We start from the raw sequence: 22,186 nt of genomic DNA on the forward strand, positions 1-22,186 counted from the left end.
TCAGAACATGCCCTTGAGCGGGTACTCGACGATCACGTAGATGCGGTCGATATCCGCGCCACCCTGGGCGTCGTTGGCACGGTGCGAGACCTGCGCGAAGCTCAGCGCCAGGTCCTTGGCTGGGCCGGATTGCACCACGTAGCGCAGGTCGAGATCGCGCTCCCAGTGGCGCCCGCCGTCGCCATAGGCAGGCTGGCAGGCCCCGCCGTCCATGGGGTTGTAGGCGCCGCCGCACGGGGCGTGAGTGCCGTCGATGCCGCTGCCGCGCACGTAGCGCGTGGAAAAGGTCAGGCCGGCGAGGCCGGCGCTGGCGCCGTCCCACTGGTAGCGCGCCTGCCAGGAGTGCTCGCCGGGGCCGTTGAAGTCGGCGTACTTGATCGAGTTGGCGAGGTAGATGGAGTCGCCGCCGACGAAGTCGAAGGGCGTGTCGCCACCGATCTTCTGGTAGGCAAGACTCAGCGCATGGCTGCCCAGGGCGACCTTGCCCAGCAGGCTCCAGGCCAGGGTGTCGATCTCGCCGGCGCGGGCGCTGCCGGTATCGCCGGTCTTGTACAGGTTGGCGTCCACCGACCAGCGTCCGAAGTGGCCGTTGAGGTTGGCGTAGGCCTGGTGCCAGACGTCGTCCAGCTGGCTGGCGTAGAGCGCGCCGCCCCAGTTGGCGTCGGGTGCGCTCCAGGTGGCGCCGGCCAGGCTCAGGCCGCCGAAGCGGGTGCTGGCGCCGTAGCCTTCGAACTCGCCGTGGCTGGAGCTGGAGTCCTGGTTCTTGAACGCAGTGAAGCGCCCGGCCTGCAGTCGCAGGTTGGGCAGGCTGCGGTCGTCGAGGAACCAGCCGGTGGCGTATTCGGGTTGCAGGCGCTTGTCACCGGTGTCGAACACCGGGGTCTCCACTTCCATCTCGCCCCAGGCGAGGGAAGTCTTTTCATGCACCAGGCGCAGCGCGGCGCCGGCGTCGGAATACTCGCTCTCGCTGCGGCCGTCGCTGTCCAGTGGCAACAGGCCGGTGCCGGCGTGGCCGCGCCCGCCGTCGAGCTTCAGGCCGAGGAAGGCATGGGCATCGACACCCAGGCCGACGGTGCCGGGTGTGACGTCGCTGCTGAACTTGCCGATGAAACCCTGCGCCCATTCACGGCGCAGGCTCTGGCCGTTGGGGCCAGGGCTGCGGTAGTCGTTGTCGAGGAAGTAGTTGCGTGACAACAACGACCAGTCGGCGGCGTGGGCCTGGACACAGGCAAGCGCCAGTGCGCAGGGGAGCAGGGCGTTTTTCACGGTCGGGGCTCCGTCCGAAGTTCACCCAGACGGGGCAGGGCGAGGCGATAGCTGCCAGGGCCGGCCATCGCCAGGCCGGCGAAGAGGATCAGCATCCACCAGGCGAACTGGCCTTCTTCCAGCGACCATTGAGGGTGCACGAACAGCAGTGCCACCAGGAGCACGGCGATTACCGGCAGGCAGGCGAGGCGGGCGAACACGCCGAGGATCAGCAGGATCGGGCAGAGCACTTCGGCGAACACCGCCAGTGCCAGGGTCGGCGTGGCGCCGAGGCCGAAGGGGTCTTCGATGTGCTGCAGCTCGTTCTGCCAGTGCAGCAGCTTGGGCAGCCCATGCACCTGGAGCAGCAGGAGGGCGGCGGCTACGCGCATGAACAGCAGCGGCAGGGCGCCGGAACGGTCTTGGGTCGGCATGGTGGGTATCCCGGAAATGAAAAAGGGGCGGCAATGCCGCCCCTTTCTGCTGCTCAGGCTCAGTGGCCTTCGCTGGCGTTGAACATGGTCTTGGCGTAGATCAGGCCGAGGCCGTAGGCGCCGCCGTGCTCGATGGAGGTCTTCACGGTCGCATCGTAGGTTTCGCCGCGGGCCCAGTCGCGTTGCAGTTCCAGCAGGTACTGCAGGGAGGTCATGGGGCGCGCGCCCAGCTGGATCATTCGTTGCAGGGCCATCTCGTGGGCTTCGGTGGACACGTCGCCACAGGCGTCGGCGATCACGTAGACCTCGAAGCCCTGGTCGATGGCCGACAGGGCCGGGCCGACGATGCACACGGAGGTCCAGAGGCCGGCCAGGACGATCTTCTGCTTGCCGAACTTGTTCACTTCCACGGCGATGCGCGGGTCTTCCCAGGTGTTCATGCTGGTGCGGTCGATGACGTTGTGTTCGGGGAAGACCGACTTGATCTCGTCGAAGATAGGGCCGGAGAAACTCTTCTCGGCAACGGTGGTGAGGATGGTGGAAACACCGAATTCCCTGGCCGCCTTGGACACCAGCGCTGCGTTGTTGCGCAGGGTTACCGCGTCGATGGACTTGGTCGCGAAGGACATCTGCGACTGGTGGTCGATCATGATCAGGGTGTGGTCGGTGGGGTTGAGCAGGGTCTTGCCGGGAACGGCTTTGGCGATGGCGGTCATGGTCGGATTTCCTGGTGGATTGCGTGGAGTGGGAAGAGGGCGTCTGGAGTGTCTTTTCGGCCTGCAGGACTTGGCTGCAAACCGTGGACACATCTTTGCCGAACGCTGCGAGGCGCGGAACAGACAGCCCTGCAGGGTGGCTTTGCAGTTCTGCAAGGGCGTCCGGGGCGCTTCGATGGGCAGACTATGGTTTCGCCGCCACGGCATTTATTGGACCTGTGTGCTCGGCCCGCCTGGCGGAGAATGATGCAAACGTGCGATTCGCCGGCGCGGCGAATGGGTACAGTGGTTTTTTCCTATACCGGGGCACGCGAGACCGCCAAGCCCCGTTTGCGTGCGAGTAGAAGAATGAAAACAGTGGCCATGGTGCTGTACGACGATGTGCTGGCGCTGGATGTGACGGGGCCGATGGAGGTGTTCTCCATGGCCAACCGCTACCTGCCGCCGGAGCGGCATTACCGTTTGCTCACGGTGGCGGCGAAGCCCGAGGGCGTGCGCGCCTCCAGCGGCCTGAAGATGAGCGCCGACCTGCCGCTGGAAGCGCTGCTCGCCGGCGTGGACCTGCTGCTGGTGCCCGGCGGGCCCGGTGCCTACAACGGCAGCAACGAGGCGCTCAACGCCTGGTTGCCGGCGGCGGCGCGCGTGGCGAAACGCTACGGCGCGGTGTGTACCGGCGCCTTCCTGCTCGGCGCGGCCGGGCTGCTCGACGGCTACCGCTGCACCACTCACTGGAACTACCTGGATCGCCTGGCGCAGCTGTATCCCCGTGCCGAGGTGCAGGCCGAGCGCATCTACGTCATCGACCGCAACCTGATCACCTCCGGCGGCGTCACCGCCGGCATCGACATGGCGTTGGCGGTGGTCGCCGAGGACCACGGCAAGGACGTTGCCCTGGAAGTCGCCAAGGTGCTGCTGGTGGTGCTCAAGCGCCAGGGCGGGCAGACGCCGTTCGGCCCGCTGCTGGTCTCGGTGGTGCGCGACGGCTCGGTGATCGCCCGTGCCCAGGCCCACGTGGTGGACCACATCGACGAGCCGCTGACAGTGAATCGCCTGGCCGAGCTGGTGGCCATGAGCCCACGCAACTTCGCCCGCGCCTTCCAGCGCGAGACCAGCATGACGCCCATGCAGTACGTGCAGAGCGCGCGAATCGACCATGCGCGCAAGCTGCTGGAAAGCAGCGACCTGCCGCTCAAGCAGGTGGCCAGCCGCAGCGGCTTTGGCAGCCCCCGGCACATGCGCACGGTTTTCGGCGAGCGGATCGGCATGACGCCGAGCCAGTACCGCGAGCAATTCGGCTTTGCCTGATGGCAGCAAGCCGCATTTTTGGCCGGTTGACCGTCCGGCGCACCCAAGTTGGCCGAATCCTTCCCCCTGCGGGAATTGCGCTGTCAAACGAGGGCGGGAAAATACCCTGACCAATCATCAGGGGCGCGTCACCTCGGTACTGGCCAGATCGCCTGGAGGACCCGTTGTAGAGCGATCCGTCAGATCCGCAGACGTGAGCAGGACATGAGCGCAAGCACGGAAAACCGCACCGAGACCATCCTGCAGTTCGGTCGCTTCCAGTTCCATCCCTACAAGCGCCAGTTGCTGCAGGGGGATCGCCCGGTGCGCATCGGCAGCCGGGCGCTGGATATTCTCCAGGTGCTGATCCGCCAACCCGGCGAAATCATCGGCAAGGACAGGATCATTGCCCAGGTCTGGGGCGATACCGTGGTCGAGGAGATCAACCTGCGCGTGCACATCGCCGCCCTGCGACGTGCACTCGGCGAGGGCCGCACGGGTGAGCGCTACATCGCCAACGTGCCGTTGCGCGGCTATGGCTTCGTCGGCGTGGTGGAGAGCGTGGTCGCTCCGGCGCAGGCTGTGGCACCGCCGTGTGAAGTGCGCGCGAGCAACCTGCCGGTCCTGCTGATGGGCCTGGTCGGCCGCCAGGCGTTGCTCGAGCGGGTGGTGAAGCAGATGCCCGCCACGCGCCTGATGACCCTGGTCGGCCCCGGTGGCATGGGCAAGACCTCCCTGGCGATCCACGCTGCCGAGCAGCTCGGCAGGCATTTCAGCCAGGTGCGCTTTCTCGACCTCTCCGCCGACCCGGATGGCGTCTCCCTCAGCCAGAGCCTCGCCGTTCTCCTGCGCGAGCCGGCCTATGAACCGACCCTGCTGTTGCTGGACAACTGCGAGCACCTCGCCGACCGCTGCGCCGAGGCGGTGGAGCACCTGCTGCGCCTGCACCCGGCACTGAGCATCCTCGCCACCAGCCGCGAGCCGCTGCGCGCGGAAGGAGAACGTGTGCTGCGCCTGCCGCCGCTGGAGGTGCCCGCGCAGGACGATGCGCCACTGGCACTGGCCATGTGCAGTTCGGCGGTGCAGCTGTTCGTGATGCGCGCGCGGGAGGTCTGCGACCGCTTCGAACTCAAGTCCGGCCAGGTGCGCGCGATCATCGACGTCTGTCGGCGCCTGGACGGTATTCCCCTGGCCATCGAGATGGCCGCGCGGCAGGTGGGCATCCTTGGCCTCGCCGGGCTGCCGGCACTGCTGGACACGCCCATGCAACTGCTGATGCCCGGCCGCCGCACCGCGCCAGCCCGACAGCAGAGCCTGCGGGCGACCTACGACTGGAGCTACGCGCTGCTGGACGCCGTCGAGCAGCGCTGCCTGGGCTTGCTCGCGCAGCTGGCGGACGGCTTCACCCTGGACACCGCCGTCGCCTCGCTGGACGACAAGCGCTGGTGCCGAGAGTGCGTGTTCGCCGCCGTGCGACAACTGGCAGACAAGTCCTTGTTGTGGGTGGAGCAGGGCGAGAGCGAAGTGCGCTACCGAGTGCCGCATACGGCGCGTGCCTATATGCGCCAGGTGACCTTGCCGGAGCTTGCCATCACCACCGTGTAAACGTTCCCCTTCCCACAGGTGAGTCCGGGCGGCTACTGAATCGCCGCCACCGGCTGCCCGGCTACCTGCCGGCTTGCCGCTTCCTGCGGGGCGGGGTTGGCCCAGTCGGCGGCCTTGAAGTCGCGGCGGATCAGGCCGTAGCTCTTCGCGGCCGTGATGGACGCATCCAGGCGACCGAGAAAGTCGGCGTCCAGCTTCGGCGACAGTACTTCCACCAGCGGCCGGTCCTGGTACTCGCTCTTGAAGATCACCGCCGGGTAGCTGGCCTGCTTCGACACCAGTTCGATATAGGCATCGCGGTTGGCCTCCGCACTGGCCCATTGCACGGCCTGCAGCTGCACCTTGAGCAGGCGCTCGGTGATGTCCGGGTGGGCGTCGACGAATTCGCCGTTGCCCACCAGCAGCGCCTGCAGGGTGCCGGCGCCGCCGAGGTCGCGGGTGTTCAGCGGGATTTCTGCCAGGCCCTTGTCGCGCAGGGCGAACAGGCCGGCCAGGCCCCAGGTGGCGTCGATCTGCTTGGCCGCCAGCGCCGCGAGGGCTGCGCTGAAGTCGAGGTTGATCACCTTCAGGTCCTTCTCGGTGAGGCCGGCGCTGGCCAGGGCGTTGTCGAAGGAGAGTTGGCTGGCAGTGCCGCGGAAGATGCCCACGCGCTTGCCCTTGAGGTCGGCCAGGGTCTTGATCCCCGATCCCGGCTGCACGCCCAGGTAATGGTTCACGCCGCGCGCGGTGGCGGCCAGCACGCGGCTGTCCAGGCCGCTGGATTTGCCGATGATCGCCGCCAGGTCGCCCAGGTAGGCGAAGTCCACCTGGCCATTGGCGAAGGCTTCATTGACCACCGGGCCGGCTCCCTTGAAGAAGCTCCATTTCACCTGGATACCGTCCTTGGCGAATTCCTGCTCCAGCAGCTGGCGGGTGTAGAGGATGTCCACCACGCCGCCGCCGGAGTGGTTCTGCCCGGCGCTGACGTCGGGCACAGCGATGCGGATTTCCTTCACCGGGTCGGCGGCCTGGGTGACCAGCGGATAGGCGCCGAGCAGGCCGGCCAATACCGGCGCAGCGAAGAGGGACAGCAATTGAGTAGTGAGGGCCTTCATGGCGCCTGCCTCCTGCAGAGGGGGGAGCGCGTGTGGCTCCGGCGCCCGCACTAAAGGCATGGGGCTGCTCATCAACAAAATAATAAAAAGTGATTTTTTAGTAATTATTCGAGCTAAGCGAGCAGCCGCAGGCCTCTGCGGGCAGATGCCCTGCGGGCATAAAAAATATTCGGCGAATGCATTGGATGAGCGTGCGGGCCTTCCCTTAAATGGCCTGTGTTAGCTCATAAATGCATTGATATAACTATTTATATTCCAATGAAGAATATTACGAAGCCGTATCGCCTTGCTCTTCCCAGCCCCCGCCTGAGGCCTTCCATCTTCGGCTGGCGCGGGCTCGCACCCATCCTGCCGTGGCTGGTGCCACTGGCCATCGGCATGCTCTGGTGGTTCGCCAGCCACCGTCACTGGATGTCCGCGCAGATCCTGCCCACGCCCGAACTGGTGCTGCAGGCCGGCCGCGAGCTGCTTGCCGGCGAGCTCTGGCAGCAACTGGGCATCAGCCTGAAACGTCTGCTCTGGGGCCTGCTGGCCGGCATCCTCAGCGGGCTGGCACTGGGCGCCTGGCTCGGCTTCAGCCGCCGCGCCGAGCGTCTGGTGCTGCCCACCTTCAGTGCTTTGGCGCAGGTCCCGACCCTGGCCTGGATTCCGCTGTTCATGCTGTTCTTCGGCATTGGCGAACTGCTCAAGCTGGTTGTGCTGATCAAGGCCATCATCGTGCCGGTGACGCTGCACACCCTGGTCGGCGTGCGCGATGCCCAGCCGCGCCTGCGCGAGGCCGCTGCCGTGCTGCGCCTGCCGCACCGGCTGTTGCTGTGGCGGTTGATCCTGCCGGCGGCGCTGCCGGCGTTCCTTACCGGCGTACGCCTGGCACTTGCGCAGGGCTGGACCTCATTGCTGGCCGTGGAGTTGCTGGCCTCCAGCGAAGGCGTCGGCTACCTGATGGTGCAGGCGCGCCAGCTGTTCATGCTCGATATCGTGTTTGTCTGCATCCTGGTCATCGGCCTGGTGGGGGCTGCGATGGACCGCGGCATCCAGGCGCTGGACCGGCGTCTGGTGCACTGGCCACAGCAGGCAGCAGGGGAGCTGCGCCGCGCAGCGTTCCACCGCAGCGGAGCAGGGCAGGGTTGGGAACGCCTGCAACCCTGGCTGCTGCCGCTGGCGCTGCTGGCGATCTGGCAGGCGGCGAGCGCGTCGGAGTGGGTCGATCCCGCCATTCTCGCCAGCCCCGCGTCGGTAGCTGTCGCGCTGTGGGATGGATTGCTGGATGGCAGCCTGACCGTCGCGTTGCTGGCCAGCCTGCAACGCACGCTCGCCGGCCTGCTGTTGGGCGGCTCGATGGGCTTCCTGCTCGGCCTGGGACTGGGCCTGTGGCGCCCGGCGGAGCGGCTGCTCGGTCCGTCCTTCGCCGCGCTGCGGCAGGTGGCGATCTTCGCCTGGGTGCCGCTGCTCACCGCCTGGTTTGGTTTGGGCGAGCTGGCCAAGGTGGTGTTCGTTGGCCTGGCTGCATTCTTTCCGCTGCTGCTGGCGACCCAGCGCGGCATCGCCAGCCTGCCGGCGCAACTGAGCGAGGCGGCCATCGCCCTGCGCCTCTCGCCCTGGCAACGGTTGCGCCGCTTGGTGCTGCCGGGCGCCGCGCCCTCGGTGTTCGCCGGGGTGCGCCTGGCGCTGATCTACGCCTGGCTCGGCACCATCGGCGCCGAGTACTTCATGCCATCGGACGGCGGTATCGGCAGCCTGATGATCGGCGCGCAACAACTCTTCCGCATGGACCTGGTCGGTGCCGGCATGTTGCTGGTTGGCCTCACCGGAGCCCTGCTGGCCGCGCTCGGCCAGCGCATCGAAGCGCGGGTGACGCGCTGGAGGCACGCATGAACGCATTCGCATCGCAGGCACTGGTGAGCTTTCGCCAGGTCGCCAAGAGTTTCCCCGTGGACGGCCGCGAGCTACAGGCCATCGAACGCTTCGACCTGGAGATCGCCGACGGTGAGTTCATCGCCATCGTCGGCGCCAGCGGTTGTGGCAAGTCCACGCTGCTGCGGCTGCTGGTGGGGCTGGACCGCGAATTCCAGGGCGAGATCCGCATCGACGGCGCGCTCATCGACGGCATTGGCGGCGAGCGCGGCATCGTGTTCCAGGAGCATCGGCTGTTCCCCTGGCTGAGCGTGGAGCAGAACGTCGCCCTCGGCCTGGTCAACGAACCGCTGAGCGAGACCGGCAAGGCCGCCAGGGTCGCCGATTATCTGCAGCTGGTAGGCCTGACGGCCTTCGCCCGCGCCTACCCGCATCAGCTTTCCGGCGGCATGGCGCAGCGCGTGGCAATTGCCCGCGGCCTGGTGGCCAGCCCGCGCATCCTGCTGCTGGACGAGCCCTTCGGCGCGCTCGATGCGCTGACCCGCCAGCAGTTGCAGGAGGAGCTGCTGCGCATCCGCCAGCGCGAACGCATTACCACCGTACTGGTGACCCACGACGTCGAAGAGGCGCTGTTCCTCGCCGACCGCGTGGTGGTCATGGCGCCGCGTCCGGGGCGCATCAAGCGCATCGTCGAGGTGCCGCTGGCGCATCCGCGCGAGCGCGGTGGCTACGACTTCCTGCGCCAGCGCGAGGCGCTGCTGCACGAGTTGACAGGCGAGGGCGACTACGTCGCGCCGCAGCTCAAGCGGGTGGAAGACCTGCCGTTCGAGTTCATTGCCTGCTGAAGACAAGAGCCCCTCACCCTAACCCTCTCCCGGAGGGAGAGGGGACTGATCGGAGCAGGTTGAAACCACGGTGTCAGTCGGCACGGACTGCTCCCTCTCCCTCCGGGAGAGGGCTGGGGTGAGGGCGAGACTGGTACACCGACCTTTCCATTTCATGAGGCTTTCCATGAGCAAACGCCCCAACTTCCTCGTCATCGTCGCCGACGACCTCGGCTTCTCCGACCTCGGCGCCTTCGGTGGCGAGATCGCCACGCCGCACCTCGACGCCCTGGCCCTCGACGGTCTGCGCCTGACCGACTTCCACACCGCGCCGACCTGCTCGCCGACGCGCTCGATGCTGCTTACCGGCACCGACCACCACATCGCCGGCATCGGCACCATGGCCGAGGCGCTGACCCCGGAGCTGGAAGGCAAGCCCGGCTACGAGGGCTACCTGAACGACCGCGTGGTGGCGCTGCCGGAGCTGCTGCGCGAGGCCGGCTACCAGACGTTGATGGCCGGCAAATGGCACCTGGGCCTGAAACTGGAGCAGGCGCCCCACGCGCGCGGCTTCGAGCGCTCGTTCTCGCTGCTGCCGGGTGCCGCCAACCACTATGGTTTCGAGCCGCCCTACGATGAAACCACGCCGCGCATCCTCAAGGGCACGCCAGCGCTGTACGTGGAGGATGACCAGTTCATTGAGGAGCTGCCGGCGGACTTCTATTCCTCCGACGCCTTCGGCGACAAGCTGATCGACTACCTCAAGGAGCGCGACCAGAGCCGGCCGTTCTTCGCCTACCTGCCGTTCTCCGCGCCGCACTGGCCGTTGCAGGCGCCCAGGGAGGTGGTCGACAAGTATCAGGGCCGCTACGACGCCGGCCCCGAGGCGCTACGCCTGGAACGGCTGGAGCGGCTCAAGCAGCTGGGCCTGATCGAAGCCGACGTGAACGCGCATCCGGTTTTGGCAATCAGCAAGGAATGGGGGCGCCTCAGCGACGAGGAAAAGGCGAAATCGGCGCGGGCCATGGAGGTCTACGCGGCGATGGTCGAGCGCCTGGACTGGAACGTCGGGCGTGTCGTCGAATACCTCCGCCAGCAGGGCGAGCTGGACAACACCTTCGTCCTGTTCATGTCCGACAACGGCGCCGAGGGCGCGCTGCTGGAAGCCTTCCCGCGCTTCGGCCCTGATCTGCTGAGCTTCCTCGACCAGCACTACGACAACAGCCTGGAGAACATCGGCCGCGCCAACTCCTACATCTGGTACGGCCCGCGCTGGGCCCAGGCGGCCACCGCGCCGTCGCGGCTGTACAAGGCCTTCACTACGCAGGGCGGCATCCGCGTGCCGGCGCTGGTGCGTTACCCGGCGTTGCAGCGCCAGGGTGAGATCAGCCACGGCTTTTCCACGGTGATGGACATCACCCCGACCATTCTCGACCTGGCCGGCGTGCGCCATCCGGGCAAGCAGTGGCATGGCCGCGAAGTGGCCGAGGTGCGTGGCAAGTCGTGGCTGGGCTGGCTGTCCGGCGAGACCGAGCAGGCCCACGACGAGAAGACCGTCACCGGCTGGGAGCTGTTTGGCATGCGCGCCATCCGCCAGGGTGACTGGAAGGCGGTGTACCTGCCCGCGCCGGTCGGCCCGGCCACCTGGCAGCTCTACGATCTGGCCAGCGATCCCGGCGAGACAAGGGACCTGGCCAAGAGCGAACCGGCGAAGCTGGAAGCGCTGATCGAGCACTACAAGCAGTACGTCAACGAGACCGGTGTGATCGACGCGCCGCCACCGTTCCTGGCGCGCTGATTGCCAGCGCCGGAGCCTGTCTGCTCCCTCGCTCATGCGTGCCCGTGCGCGGGGGAGAGAACCGGTGGCCGCCCGACTGCTCGGACTGACGGCGGCCACCGGAATGCACTTCCCATCGGTTTGGCTGCGCTGGCCTTCTGTCTTATCGGCTTACGTCGGCCCGTCCTTGAGGCCGTCCTGGTGGGCCGCGGACAGATGGGGCTCCTGCCGGCTGTCCTCGGGCTCGATGTCCACCAGTTCTTCCAGCGACTCCTCGCGGGTCACTCGAGGGTCGGGGTCAGGGGTATCCACGGGGGTTTTCATGCTCACCTCGCTTGCGGGGCCTGCTTGCCGGCCAGGGCGCGCAGACGTGCACCGGCCACCACCACCTTGCGCGGCCGGTGGGTCGGATTCACCGGAACGAAGGTCTGCAGTTCGATGCGCTTGAGAAACCAGTCGACGTTGTCCTCCTCCAGCGGACCTTCCACTGTCATCAGGTCTCGCCGGATACGCTCCACGAGGTTGTTCAGCAACACGGCGCTGGTCTGCTCCTCGTGCTGGATGACACGGGAGATCAGGCGCTTGCCCGCGGCATTGCGCAGGTTGATCAGCAGCGTGCCGTCGGGCCTGGTGGTGAACTGTGGACGGTAGTCGCTGAATAGGTGGCTCAGGTGCTCGATGGCAGTGTCGCGGCAACTGGACATGTCGATCCCTCCCGGTGGTTGGCAAAAGCCGGAGCGCTGGCTTGAGCCTGAAACCTCGCATCAGCCGTGCCAGGCCGGGAAAGACTGTTTCATCCGCTTAACAGGTTGTTATTGCTGGAAATCGTGCGCACATGCTGGCCTTTGGTCACTTGCAGGATGCAAGGTTGCACCGGCAAGAGGCTGGATAATGCACGGCCATCAGCTTTGCCGCCGTTATCGTCGCCATGGTTGCCCCCTGGCAGGCCTTCCGTCCGAAACCCGCACGGGCCCGAAGGTAGCCTTGATATCAGCGGCGCCTGCCAGCGCGGGCGATCCGCTTGCCGATGCCGGCGAGTCCCGGCGCCTGGGCCAATCGCCAGCATTTCCCTCCGGCAGCCGAGCGGGCAGGGTTGAACCAGGAAGAGGAGGTGGCCATGACGCAGTTCCGACGCCTGGACGTGGAAGCGGTGCTCCACGAAGCCTACCCGCTGTTCAATTTCTCCTGCTACCGGGAGGAGGGTGGTCGCTATTCGATCCGACTCAGCAGCCAGCTGGCGGACATGCCCTGTACCACCGTGGTCGGCATCCACGGCGACGAACTGAGCAGCGCAGGGCGGGTGCGCAGTCTTGGCCTGGAGCTGATCGACAGCTTCATCGACTAGCGCGGCTCATCGACCAGTGTGCGGTGAGCGGCAACGCTGCGGCCGCTCACCGCCCGGGCGTCAGTGCTGATGACGGCTCAGGGCACAGGCAGCCGCCAGCAGGCCCGCGGCTGTGGCCAGTACCGCAACGGTCTGCCAGGGGTGTTCACCGGCATACTCGCCGCCCGCGCGAATGGCCCGGCGGCTGCGCTGAATCAGGTGTTCGCTGGTTTCGCGGCTGTCGTCCACCAGGTCCCGCAGCCTCGTCTTGAACGCCGGCAGTTGTTCTGCCGTCAGGTCGCGGCTGCTGGCCAGCAGGGATTCCAGGTCGTTCACCAGGGATTGCAACTCCTGCACGCCACTGTTGCGGGTAGAGGGGAACCATCGATAGCTGCCCATTGACTGTCTCCTTGATTGCTTCAGGTTGGAATTCGCGGGTCGGTTGCGCCCTCGGGCTTCTATCCGCCACGGGCGTCGGCACGCGCTGCCGCGCGCATTGGCGGATTTGCCGGACCCATTCGAGAGAGCCCCGAGACCGCCGGTCGTTCACTGATTCGGATGAGCGGAACCTGACGGTTCGCCTCGGGCGTGCTTGAGTGCAAGGGTCGCTCGCCGGCTCTTTTTTGCCATTGTTGGAGGCTGCGCAGGTGCGACGATTGGTGGCAGTGCGCGGGGGAGCGCAGGGGTGATCGCTTGTGCGAGGATGCCGCCCGCCACGCCATGAGCACTTAAAAAGACCGGGAGACGACTCCGATGCAGATCCGTGACTTTCGCGATGACGACATGGACCGGGTGCTGGATATCTGGCTGCGCGCTTCGCAGCAGGCCCACAATTTCATCGATACCGATTTCTGGCAGCAGCGCCTGCAGGACATGCGCGACGTCTACCTGCCTGCTGCCGCGTCGCGCGTCGTCGAGAGCGACGGCTGCGTGATTGGCTTCTACAGCCTGCACGACGGCGCACTGGCCGCCCTGTTCGTTGCCCCCGAGTGCCAGGGCCAAGGGCTGGGCTCGCACCTGCTGAGCGATGCCAAGATTCACCTGCCGATGCTGGAACTGGCGGTCTATTCGGCCAATGCCGGCGCCGTGGCGTTCTACCAGCGGCACGGTTTCGAGGTGCTGGAGGAGCGCAAGGACGAACACACCGGGCATCCCGAGATGCGCATGGGCTGGACCGCGCGTCCGGCGGTCTGCGGATGCTGAAGAAAGCCGCTGCCGTTCTGCTGCTCGGCATTGCCGGCCCCGCCGCTGCCATGGATGGCAAGGGCAACTCCTCGGATCACTTCACCGTCGGCACCAGCCTCGGCACGGCCGCCGTCAGCGAGTCCAGCAGCCAGGCGCCACGCGCCTATCAGCAGGCTCGCGACGATGCACTGGCGTACGTCGCTTCGGCCGGGCAGATTCATGGCGCCCAACTCGAACAAGCCCTGCGCCTGTACCGCAGCGAGCACCCGCAATCACCCTTGAGTGACCAGCAGGTAGCCCAGGCCATTGCCAGCCAGGGCTGAAGGATTCTCCGCTTCCAGACAGGCAATTCGGCTTGCATTCGTGAGCTGGAATCAATTGATTTTGCCGAAACGGCGTCTTAATCCCCGTCGGCAAAGCCCGCAGACTGCTTTCCATTCGAACGATCGAGTGGTTCGCGGCGCTGCACCAAGGCCCTCACGGACTTCCCGATCGCGCCTCTTGCCGCTGAAGGAGTCCCGTCATGACCACCAACGCATCCCCGCTGTTCCAGTCCTATTCCCTGGGTGGGCTCGAGCTGCCCAACCGCATCGTCATGCCGCCGATGACCCGCTCCCGCGCCAGCCAGCCGGGTGATGTGCCCAACGAGCTGATGGCCGAGTACTACGCCCAGCGCGCCGGCGCCGGCCTGATCGTCAGCGAGGGCACCTGGATTTCTCCGCTGGGCAAGGGCTATGCCTGGACGCCGGGCATCCACACCCCGGCCCAGGTCGCCGGCTGGCGCAAGGTCACCCAGGCGGTGCATGCCGCCGGCGGGCGCATCTTCGCCCAGCTCTGGCACGTCGGCCGGCTCAGCCACATCAGCCTGCTCGACGGCCAGTCGCCGGTGTCTTCCTCGGCGATGCAGGCTGACGGCGTCAATGTGTTCGTCGCCGAGAGCGACGGCACTCCCGGTTTCGTCCAGGCCTCGAAGCCCCGCGCGCTGAAGGTGGAGGAAATCCAGGTCATCGTTGACGAGTACCGCCAGGCCGCGCGCAACGCCATGGCCGCCGGTTTCGACGGTGTCGAGTTGCACGCCGCCAACGGCTACCTGGTCAACCAGTTCATCGACTCCAACGCCAACGACCGCACCGACCAGTACGGCGGCTCGCTGGAGAACCGCCTGCGCTTCCTCGCTGAAGTGGCCCAGGCGCTGGTGGAAGGCACCGGCGACAAGAGCCGCGTCGGTATCCGCCTGGCCCCGCTGACCACCCTGAACGGCTGTTCCGATGCCGACCCGGAAACCACCTACCTGGCCGCCGCTCGCCTGCTGGGCGAGATCGGCGTGGGCTACATCCACATCGCCGAAGCCGACTGGGACGATGCCCCGCACATGCCGCTGGAGTTCAAGCGCCGCCTGCGCGAAGTGTTCCCCGGCGCGCTGATCTATGCCGGCAAATACACCGCCGAGCGCGCGACCGCCGCGCTGAATGAAGGCTGGGCGGACCTGATCGCCTTTGGCCGGCCCTTCGTTGCCAACCCGGACCTGCCCGAACGCCTGCGCCTGGGCGCACCGCTCAACACGCATCAGCGCGAAACCCTGTTCGGCGGCGGCGCCCACGGCCTCACCGATTACCCGCGCCTGACTGCCTGACCTGCATCATCGTCTCCGGCCCTTGCACTGGCGCGCAGGGCGCGATGGATGCTGAGGGCGTGCGCGCGGTGTGGTTCGGCGCCTTCACTCCGGAGGCCATCACTGACACGACGCAGGCGCCCTGTTCACCGGCATCCATGTCGATGGCCCGGCGGCGCCAGAGTAGAAACTCGAAGGCTGATCGCGTCCAGCAAAAAGCCCCTTGCCCGTAATCCGGGCAAGGGGCTTCGTCGTGCTTGCGCGACGGATTACCAGAAGCCTCCCGCGTGCCGGCTGGAGGCGTAGTCCAGGTGCAGGGCGAAGGAGCTCTGGAAGAACTCCAGCAACCGGGTGTCCAGCACCAGCTCGTTGAGCGAGGCCAGCGAGCCGATCACCTGCTGTACGTCGGCTTCGGTCTCGCCGCAGCGGTTCTCGTGGCACAGGCGCTGGGTCTGCGGGTCGGCGCTGATACGGCAGACGCACTCGGCGTCGTAGCAGGAGTGGCGGACCTTCAGGCTCAACTCCGGCAGGTCGCGGCGGCCATCGAGCAACTCAACGCTGCATTCCAGACCGTGTTCGCGGGCGAATTCGCTGGCGCGGGCGAAGGCCGGCAGGGCCACCTCCACCAGGGCACTCTGGTAGGCATTGGCGAAACTCTCGGGGTCATCGCTCATCCATGGTCTCCTGTGCTGATTGCACGATGCCCGGCCTGCGGGCGGCCGGGGTTGAGTGATGGACCACGGAACACGCGGCTTTCACGATGTATCGGATGGATTTCCGCCGAGCGGTCGGTGTCGCTCCGTCAGGCGGATTCAGCCTCCGCCCGAAGCGCCTCGATGACGGTCTTCCGTGCGCCGATCACTTCGAGGAAACGGCGGGTCGCAGGGAAGGGGGAGAGATCGACTTTCAGGTGATCCGACCAACCCAGTACGGTGAACAGGTAGGCGTCGGCGACAGTGAACCGGTCGCCAAACGCATGCCCGCTTTCCGCCAGCACCTGCTCCATGTAGCCCAGACGCTTCGCCAGCTTGCCCCGCAGCAAGGCCTTCACTTCGTCCGGAATCTCGCTACTGAACAGCGGGCTCATGCCGGCATGCAACTCGCTGCCGATGAAGTTCAGCTGGGCCTGCAACTGTGTGCGCGCCAGGCTGCCGTTGACCGGCGCAAGGCCAGCCTCGGGCTGCATGTCAGCGAGGTACTGTAGAATCGCCGCGCCCTCGGTCAGCACCGTGCCGTCTTCCAGCTCCAGCGCCGCGACATAGCCTTTCGGGTTGATCCGGTAGAAGTCGGCGCCGTCGGCGGTGCGCTTGGTCTGATTGTTCACGCGCACCAGCGAGAATGGCAGGCCAAGCTCGCGCAGGACGATGTGCGGGGCGAGGGAGCAGGCGTTGGGGGCGAAGTAGAGCTTCATCGGGCGGACTCTGGTCGGAAATGGGCGGCCAGTATTCCCGACCCCGATGCGGCGCGTAAGAACGCACTTTTTTGTGCGCTGGGCACAAAAAGGTTACCGGGAAGCAAAGATGAAGAAGAACGTTTCGGGCTGCTCGGTCGAGGAAGCCATGCGGGTGATCGGTGGTCGCTGGCGGCTGTTGCTGGTGTCTTACCTGCTCGACGGCAGCAAGCGCTTCAACGAGTTGCGCCGCGACATGCCGGAGATTTCCCAGCGGGTGCTGACCGCCGAGCTGCGTGCTCTGGAAGAGGCGGGGCTGGTGATTCGCACCGTGTATCCCGAGGTTCCGCCGCGCGTGGAATACTGCCTGAGCGATGACGGTGACCGGCTGCGGCCGGTGGTCGAGGTGATCAAGACCTTCGGACTCTGGCTCAAGGCCCGTCCGGAGCTGTAGGGCGGGGCGCCAGGCCCCACGGAACGCTGCTGATGGCGCGCTTCGCCGCTACCGCTGGCGGTTGTGCCGCTGCCAGCGCCGGCCCTGCCGGCCGATCGCAAGCATGGCTCGCTCCTACAGGGTGTTTCCCTGCGAATTTCGGGTTGCACCTTTTCCAGCCCTGGCACGAACACTGCTTTCTTCCTGCCGTCCAGCCAGCCCCTGCGGGTTGCAGCCGGGCGAGCCCCTGGCCGTGCTCCGTTTGGTAGCGCCGTGTGTGGGAAATGTCACCGGTTGCACCGGATCTGCGCGTACGACCAAAGGCTTGTTTTTATTGGGTTGCACCTGGTTGCACCTTGAGAATCGGCGGTATAACCTTGCGCCGTTTTCAGGCAAACCTTCTAACAACAGGAAGCCCCATGGCCACCACCACCCTTGGCGTGAAGCTCGACGACGCCACCCGCGAGCGCCTCAAGCTGGCTGCCCAGCAACTCGACCGTACCCCGCACTGGCTGATCAAGCAGGCCATCTTCTCCTACCTGGAGCAAGTGGAAGGTGGGCTGACCCCGGCCGAACAATCCGGCCTGGCAGCGGCGGCGGGCGAGGAGTCGCTGGATTCGCTGAACGAACAAGGGTTGCAGGTCTTCCTCGATTTCGCCGAAAGCATCCTGCCGCAGTCCGTGCTGCGTGCGGCCATTACCGCCGCCTACCGCCGCCCGGAAACCGAAGCGCTGCCGATGCTGCTGGACCTGGCCCGCCTGCCGAAAGAGCAGGCCGGCGCCGCCAGCAAGATGGCCCTGGGCATCGCCGAGAAGCTGCGTAACCAGAAGAACGCCGGTGGCCGTCAGGGGCTGGTGCAGGGTCTGCTGCAGGAGTTCTCGCTGTCGTCGCAGGAAGGCGTGGCGCTGATGTGCCTGGCCGAGGCGCTGCTGCGCATCCCGGACAAGGCCACCCGTGACGCGCTGATCCGCGACAAGATCAGCAACGGCAACTGGAGCCAGCACCTGGGCCAGAGCCCGTCGATGTTCGTCAACGCCGCCTCCTGGGGCCTGCTGATCACCGGCAAGCTGGTGGCGACCCACACCGAAGCCGGCATGTCCTCGTCGCTCAACCGCATCATCGGCAAGTCCGGCGAGCCGCTGATCCGCAAGGGCGTGGACATGGCCATGCGCCTGATGGGCGAGCAGTTCGTCACCGGCGAAACCATCGCCGAAGCCCTGGCCAATGCGGCCAACATGGAGTCCCGCGGCTTCCGCTACTCCTACGACATGCTCGGCGAAGCGGCGCTGACCTTTGATGACGCCAAGCGCTACCTGGCTTCCTACGAGCAGGCGATCCATGCCATCGGCAAGGCCTCCCACGGCCGTGGCATCTACGAAGGCCCGGGCATCTCGATCAAGCTCTCCGCGCTGCACCCGCGCTACAGCCGCGCGCAGTACGACCGCGTGATGGACGAGCTGTACCCGACCGTGCTCGGCCTGGTGAAGATGGCCCGCGACTACGACATCGGCATCAACATCGACGCCGAGGAAGCCGACCGCCTGGAAATCTCCCTCGACCTGCTCGAGCGCCTGTGCTTCGAGCCGTCGCTGGCCGGCTGGAACGGTATCGGCTTCGTCATCCAGGCCTACCAGAAGCGCTGCCCGTACGTGATCGACTACGTCATCGACCTGGCCAAGCGCAGCCGCCACCGCCTGATGATCCGCCTGGTGAAGGGCGCCTACTGGGACAGCGAGATCAAGCTGGCCCAGGTCAACGGCCTGGAAGGCTACCCGGTCTACACCCGCAAGCCTTACACCGACGTGTCCTACCTGGCCTGCGCGCGCAAGCTGCTGGCCGTGCCGGAATCCATCTACCCGCAGTTCGCCACCCACAACGCCCACTCGCTGTCGGCCATCTACCAGCTGGCCGGGCAGAACTACTACCCGGGCCAGTACGAGTTCCAGTGCCTGCACGGCATGGGCGAGCCGCTCTACGAGCAGGTGGTGGGCAAGGTCGCCGACGGCAAGTTCAACCGTCCGTGCCGCATCTACGCCCCGGTGGGCAGCCATGAAACCCTGCTGGCGTATCTCGTTCGCCGCCTGCTGGAAAACGGCGCCAACACCTCCTTCGTCAACCGCATTGCCGACCACAGCATCTCCCTCCAGGACCTGGTGCTCGACCCGGTGCTGCAGGTCGAGCAGATGGCCGCGCAGGAAGGCACCCTGGGCCTGCCGCACCCGCGCATCCCGCTGCCGCGCGACCTTTATGGCGACAGTCGCCTGAACTCCGCCGGCATCGACCTGGCCAACGAACACCGCCTGGGTTCGCTGTCCTCGGCGCTGCTGTCGAGCACCAACCACGCCTATGTCGCCGAGCCGATGCTGGGCCTGGCCGATGCCGCGCCCGGCGAGCCGCAGCCGGTACGCAACCCGGCCGACCTGCGCGACGTGGTCGGTCATGTGCGTGAGGCCAGCGAAGCCGACGTCAACAACGCCATCCTCGGCGCGCTGTCCAGCGCGCAGATCTGGCAGTCCACCCAGCCGGCAGAGCGCGGCGCCATCCTGCAGCGTGCCGCCGACCTGATGGAAGCCGAGATCCAGTCGCTGATGGGCGTACTGGTGCGCGAATCGGGCAAGACCTTCGCCAACGCCATCGCCGAAGTGCGCGAGGCGGTGGACTTCCTGCGCTACTACGGCGCCCAAGCCAGCACCCACTTTGCCAACGACAGCCACCGCCCGCTGGGCCCGGTGGTCTGCATCAGCCCGTGGAACTTCCCGCTGGCGATCTTCAGCGGCCAGGTGGCCGCCGCCCTGGCCGCCGGCAACACCGTGCTGGCCAAGCCCGCCGAGCAGACTCCGCTGATCGCCGCGCAAGCCGTGCGCATCCTGCTGGAAGCCGGCGTACCCGCCGGCGCCGTGCAGCTGCTGCCGGGCCGTGGTGAAACCGTCGGCGCCCGCCTGGTGGGCGACGAGCGCGTGCGTGGCGTGATGTTCACCGGCTCCACCGAAGTGGCCGGCATCCTCCAGCGCAACATCGCCGGCCGCCTCGACGCCCAGGGCCGCACCATCCCGCTGATCGCCGAAACCGGCGGCCTCAACGCGATGATCGTCGACTCCTCGGCGCTGGCCGAGCAGGTGGTGGTCGACGTGGTCAACTCCGCCTTCGACAGCGCCGGCCAGCGCTGCTCCGCGTTGCGCGTGCTGTGCGTGCAGGAAGATGCCGCCGACCGCGTGGTGCAGATGCTCAAGGGCGCCATGGCTGAGTACCGCGTCGGTGCGCCGGAACGTCTGCACACCGACATCGGTCCGGTGATCGACGAGGAAGCCAAGGGCAACATCGACAAGCACATCCAGACCATGCGCGACAAAGGCCGCAAGGTGTTCCAGAGCGCCCGCGTGGACGCCGAGGAAATCAAGCGCGGCACCTTCGTCGTACCGACCCTGATCGAGCTGGACAGCTTCAGCGAGCTCAAGCGTGAAATCTTCGGTCCGGTGCTGCACGTGGTGCGCTACCAGCGCGCCGACCTGGACCAACTGCTCGCGCAGATCAACGAATCCGGCTACGGCCTGACCCTGGGCGTACACACCCGCATCGACGAGACCATCGCCCAGGTCGTCGGCACCGCCCATGTCGGCAACCTCTACGTGAACCGCAACGTGGTTGGCGCGGTGGTCGGCGTGCAGCCCTTCGGTGGTGAAGGCCTGTCCGGCACCGGTCCGAAGGCCGGCGGCCCGCTGTACCTGTACCGTCTGCTGTCGACCCGTCCGCAGGATGCCGTGGCCAATCAGCTCAAGGGCGACGGTGCCCAGGCGCTGCCGCGTCCGAAGGATGCCCAGCAGGCCGTGGACGCGCTGACCAAGTGGGCAGGGCAGAAGGACGCCGCCCTGGCGACCCTGCTCGGTGGCTACGGTGAATTGGCGCAGAGCTTCACCCAGCAGGTACTCACCGGCCCGACCGGCGAGCGCAACACCTACACCCTGCTGCCGCGCGAGCATGTGCTGTGCCTGGCGGAAGACCGCGCCGACCTGCTGGCCCAGCTGGGCGCCGTGCTCAGCGTCGGCAGCCGTCCGCTGGTGGCCGAGTCCAACGCCGCTGTGGTCAAGGAACTGCCCAAGGAAGTCGCCCAGCGCATCGAACTGGTCGCCGACTGGAGCGCGACCGACAAGGTGTTCGACGCCATCCTGCACCACGGCGACTCCGACCAGCTGCGTGCAGTCTGCGAACAGGCGAGCAAGCGCAAGGGCGCCATCGTCGGCGTCACCGGGCTGAACCGCGGGGAAACCGACATCCCGCTGGAACGCCTGCTGATCGAGCGTGCCCTGAGCGTCAACACCGCCGCTGCCGGCGGCAACGCCAGCCTGATGACCATCGGCTGATGACGGTGCCGGAAGCGCTTTACCGGGCGCTTCCGGCCAGTCTTACGGCCGCTTGCCGCGGCCAACCGGCCTGCCAGCCCTTGGGCGGAGCTACCCGCTCCCGGCAGGCCGTTACTCTCGCGCTTCCTGCGCAATCCGTCTCGGGCCAGCGCCCGGCACAACGGCGGGGCTATCCGCTCCGCCGATTCCTTTCCTGCCGACTCAGACCGGCGCCGCAGTGCGGGTCAGCTGCTCCAGCAGTTCCAGGTCAGTGCTCATGCCCGAGGTCTCGCGGATGCGCGCGAGGATTTCCTTCTTCAGGGCGATGAATTCGGGGGCCATCTTCATGTCCTGGTTGCGCTCGGCCGGCAGCGGCACCTCGTAGACGCTGTCGATGCGACCGGGGCGCGGCGCCATCAGCACCACGCGGCCACCCAGGTAGATCGCCTCGTCGACGTCGTGGGTGACGAACAGGATGGTGCTGTTCTCCAGGCGATGCACATGGCGGATCAGGTCGTGCATCACCTCGCGGGTCTGCGCGTCCAGCGCGCCGAAGGGCTCGTCCATCAGCAGGATCTGCGGCTTGGGCATCAGCGCGCGGGCGATCGCCACCCGTTGCTGCATGCCGCCGGACAGCTGGCTGGGGTAGGCCTGGGCGAAGGCCGACAGGCCCATCAGGTTGAGCAGCGCATCGGCGCGGCCGCTGGCGACCTCCACGTCGGCATCGCCGCGCACGGTGTCGGACACCACCTTGAGCCGGCGGCAGAACTTGATGTTCTCCATCACCCGCAGCCAGGGGTACAGGCTGTAGTGCTGGAAGACCATGGCGCGGTCGATGCCGGGGCCGTTCACGGCACGGCCATCGACGAGGATTTCGCCGCCGCTGTGGCGCTCCAGCCCGCCGATGCTGCGCAACAGGGTGGACTTGCCGCAGCCCGAGGCGCCGACGAAGGTGACGAACTCGTTGGCGCGAATCTCCAGGTTCACATCCTGCAGCGCCTGTACGTGCCGGCCCTGGCTGCTGAAGACCTTGTCGACGTGGCGGATGGCGATCTTGTTCTGGCTCATCAGG

The 22,186-nt window shown here is 66.8% G+C and carries 21 protein-coding genes; 11 read left to right on the forward strand and 10 right to left on the reverse strand.

The window, feature by feature from the left end; translation table 11 throughout:
• From IB255_RS23825 to IB255_RS23835, 3 genes are read right to left on the reverse strand one after another with little or no spacing between them, the layout of a single operon-like run.
• Positions 1-1,266, reverse strand: coding sequence for an OprD family porin (locus IB255_RS23825; RefSeq protein ID WP_192210940.1), 1,266 nt, complete (start codon positions 1,264-1,266; stop codon positions 1-3).
• The gene (locus IB255_RS23830) at positions 1,263-1,679 is read right to left on the reverse strand and encodes a DoxX family protein (RefSeq protein WP_192210941.1); all 417 of its coding nucleotides are present in this window, start codon (positions 1,677-1,679) and stop codon (positions 1,263-1,265) included. The genes IB255_RS23825 and IB255_RS23830 overlap by 4 nt, the downstream gene beginning before the upstream one ends.
• Positions 1,680-1,738: 59 nt before the next feature.
• On the reverse strand, positions 1,739-2,395 hold the full coding sequence (locus IB255_RS23835; protein ID WP_151187302.1) for a hydrolase: 657 nt from the start codon (positions 2,393-2,395) through the stop codon (positions 1,739-1,741).
• A 348-nt stretch (positions 2,396-2,743) separates the two neighbouring features.
• On the opposite strand from IB255_RS23835, the gene IB255_RS23840 reads away from it, so the two are divergent.
• Complete coding sequence (locus IB255_RS23840) at positions 2,744-3,700, forward strand: GlxA family transcriptional regulator (protein WP_192210942.1); 957 nt, start codon at positions 2,744-2,746, stop codon at positions 3,698-3,700.
• A gap of 204 nt (positions 3,701-3,904) precedes the next feature.
• A complete protein-coding gene (locus tag IB255_RS23845; RefSeq protein WP_192210943.1) occupies positions 3,905-5,284 on the forward strand; it encodes an ATP-binding protein in 1,380 nt (459 codons plus the stop codon).
• A 32-nt stretch (positions 5,285-5,316) separates the two neighbouring features.
• Here IB255_RS23845 and IB255_RS23850 read toward each other — a convergent pair whose 3' ends face one another.
• The gene (locus IB255_RS23850) at positions 5,317-6,378 is read right to left on the reverse strand and encodes an ABC transporter substrate-binding protein (RefSeq protein WP_081520536.1); all 1,062 of its coding nucleotides are present in this window, start codon (positions 6,376-6,378) and stop codon (positions 5,317-5,319) included.
• 258 nt (positions 6,379-6,636) lie between these two features.
• Between IB255_RS23850 and IB255_RS23855 the strand changes: the two genes are divergently transcribed.
• From IB255_RS23855 to IB255_RS23865, 3 genes are all read left to right on the forward strand, one after another.
• Entirely contained in the window at positions 6,637-8,253 is a 1,617-nt protein-coding gene (locus IB255_RS23855) for an ABC transporter permease (protein ID WP_412548132.1), read from the forward strand.
• Positions 8,250-9,077, forward strand: coding sequence for an ABC transporter ATP-binding protein (locus tag IB255_RS23860; protein ID WP_081520534.1), 828 nt, complete (start codon positions 8,250-8,252; stop codon positions 9,075-9,077). The genes IB255_RS23855 and IB255_RS23860 overlap by 4 nt, the downstream gene beginning before the upstream one ends.
• A gap of 166 nt (positions 9,078-9,243) precedes the next feature.
• Positions 9,244-10,854 (forward strand): arylsulfatase, encoded by a 1,611-nt coding sequence (locus IB255_RS23865; protein ID WP_192210944.1) that lies wholly within the window; start codon positions 9,244-9,246, stop codon positions 10,852-10,854.
• A gap of 150 nt (positions 10,855-11,004) precedes the next feature.
• Here the strand turns inward: IB255_RS23865 and IB255_RS23870 are convergent, their stop codons facing one another.
• Together IB255_RS23870 and IB255_RS23875 are read right to left on the reverse strand one after the other, a co-directional pair.
• Entirely contained in the window at positions 11,005-11,157 is a 153-nt protein-coding gene (locus IB255_RS23870) for a hypothetical protein (RefSeq protein ID WP_167523197.1), read from the reverse strand.
• Between the two features lie 2 nt (positions 11,158-11,159).
• Complete coding sequence (locus tag IB255_RS23875) at positions 11,160-11,537, reverse strand: DUF3509 domain-containing protein (RefSeq protein WP_151187296.1); 378 nt, start codon at positions 11,535-11,537, stop codon at positions 11,160-11,162.
• Positions 11,538-11,950: 413 nt separating this feature from the next.
• Between IB255_RS23875 and IB255_RS23880 the strand changes: the two genes are divergently transcribed.
• On the forward strand, positions 11,951-12,178 hold the full coding sequence (locus tag IB255_RS23880; protein WP_081520531.1) for a hypothetical protein: 228 nt from the start codon (positions 11,951-11,953) through the stop codon (positions 12,176-12,178).
• A 60-nt stretch (positions 12,179-12,238) separates the two neighbouring features.
• Here the strand turns inward: IB255_RS23880 and IB255_RS23885 are convergent, their stop codons facing one another.
• Positions 12,239-12,556, reverse strand: coding sequence for a DUF883 family protein (locus IB255_RS23885; RefSeq protein WP_192210945.1), 318 nt, complete (start codon positions 12,554-12,556; stop codon positions 12,239-12,241).
• 354 nt (positions 12,557-12,910) lie between these two features.
• Between IB255_RS23885 and IB255_RS23890 the strand changes: the two genes are divergently transcribed.
• The 3 genes from IB255_RS23890 to IB255_RS23900 all read left to right on the forward strand — a co-directional run bounded on the left by IB255_RS23890 (position 12,911) and on the right by IB255_RS23900 (position 14,975).
• Positions 12,911-13,360 (forward strand): GNAT family N-acetyltransferase, encoded by a 450-nt coding sequence (locus tag IB255_RS23890; RefSeq protein ID WP_081520529.1) that lies wholly within the window; start codon positions 12,911-12,913, stop codon positions 13,358-13,360.
• A complete protein-coding gene (locus tag IB255_RS23895; protein ID WP_225594991.1) occupies positions 13,354-13,665 on the forward strand; it encodes a DUF2388 domain-containing protein in 312 nt (103 codons plus the stop codon). Before IB255_RS23890 ends, IB255_RS23895 begins: the two co-directional genes overlap by 7 nt.
• Before the next feature lie 200 nt (positions 13,666-13,865).
• A complete protein-coding gene (locus tag IB255_RS23900; RefSeq protein WP_192210946.1) occupies positions 13,866-14,975 on the forward strand; it encodes an alkene reductase in 1,110 nt (369 codons plus the stop codon).
• A 248-nt stretch (positions 14,976-15,223) separates the two neighbouring features.
• Here the strand turns inward: IB255_RS23900 and IB255_RS23905 are convergent, their stop codons facing one another.
• Positions 15,224-15,628, reverse strand: coding sequence for a hypothetical protein (locus IB255_RS23905; protein WP_081520527.1), 405 nt, complete (start codon positions 15,626-15,628; stop codon positions 15,224-15,226).
• Positions 15,629-15,756: 128 nt separating this feature from the next.
• The gene (gstA, locus tag IB255_RS23910; protein WP_192210947.1) at positions 15,757-16,365 is read right to left on the reverse strand and encodes a glutathione transferase GstA; all 609 of its coding nucleotides are present in this window, start codon (positions 16,363-16,365) and stop codon (positions 15,757-15,759) included.
• 109 nt (positions 16,366-16,474) lie between these two features.
• On the opposite strand from gstA, the gene IB255_RS23915 reads away from it, so the two are divergent.
• Both IB255_RS23915 and putA read left to right on the forward strand, forming a co-directional pair.
• The gene (locus IB255_RS23915) at positions 16,475-16,798 is read left to right on the forward strand and encodes a winged helix-turn-helix transcriptional regulator (RefSeq protein ID WP_192210948.1); all 324 of its coding nucleotides are present in this window, start codon (positions 16,475-16,477) and stop codon (positions 16,796-16,798) included.
• A 398-nt stretch (positions 16,799-17,196) separates the two neighbouring features.
• Positions 17,197-21,135, forward strand: a complete 3,939-nt coding sequence (putA, locus tag IB255_RS23920) for a trifunctional transcriptional regulator/proline dehydrogenase/L-glutamate gamma-semialdehyde dehydrogenase (RefSeq protein ID WP_081520524.1) — start codon at positions 17,197-17,199, stop codon at positions 21,133-21,135.
• 201 nt (positions 21,136-21,336) lie between these two features.
• Here the strand turns inward: putA and IB255_RS23925 are convergent, their stop codons facing one another.
• On the reverse strand, positions 21,337-22,182 hold the full coding sequence (locus IB255_RS23925; RefSeq protein WP_081520523.1) for an ABC transporter ATP-binding protein: 846 nt from the start codon (positions 22,180-22,182) through the stop codon (positions 21,337-21,339).
• Positions 22,183-22,186: the final 4 nt, after the last annotated feature.

The organism is Pseudomonas sp. PDM22, from assembly GCF_014851965.1.
Classification (GTDB): domain Bacteria; phylum Pseudomonadota; class Gammaproteobacteria; order Pseudomonadales; family Pseudomonadaceae; genus Pseudomonas.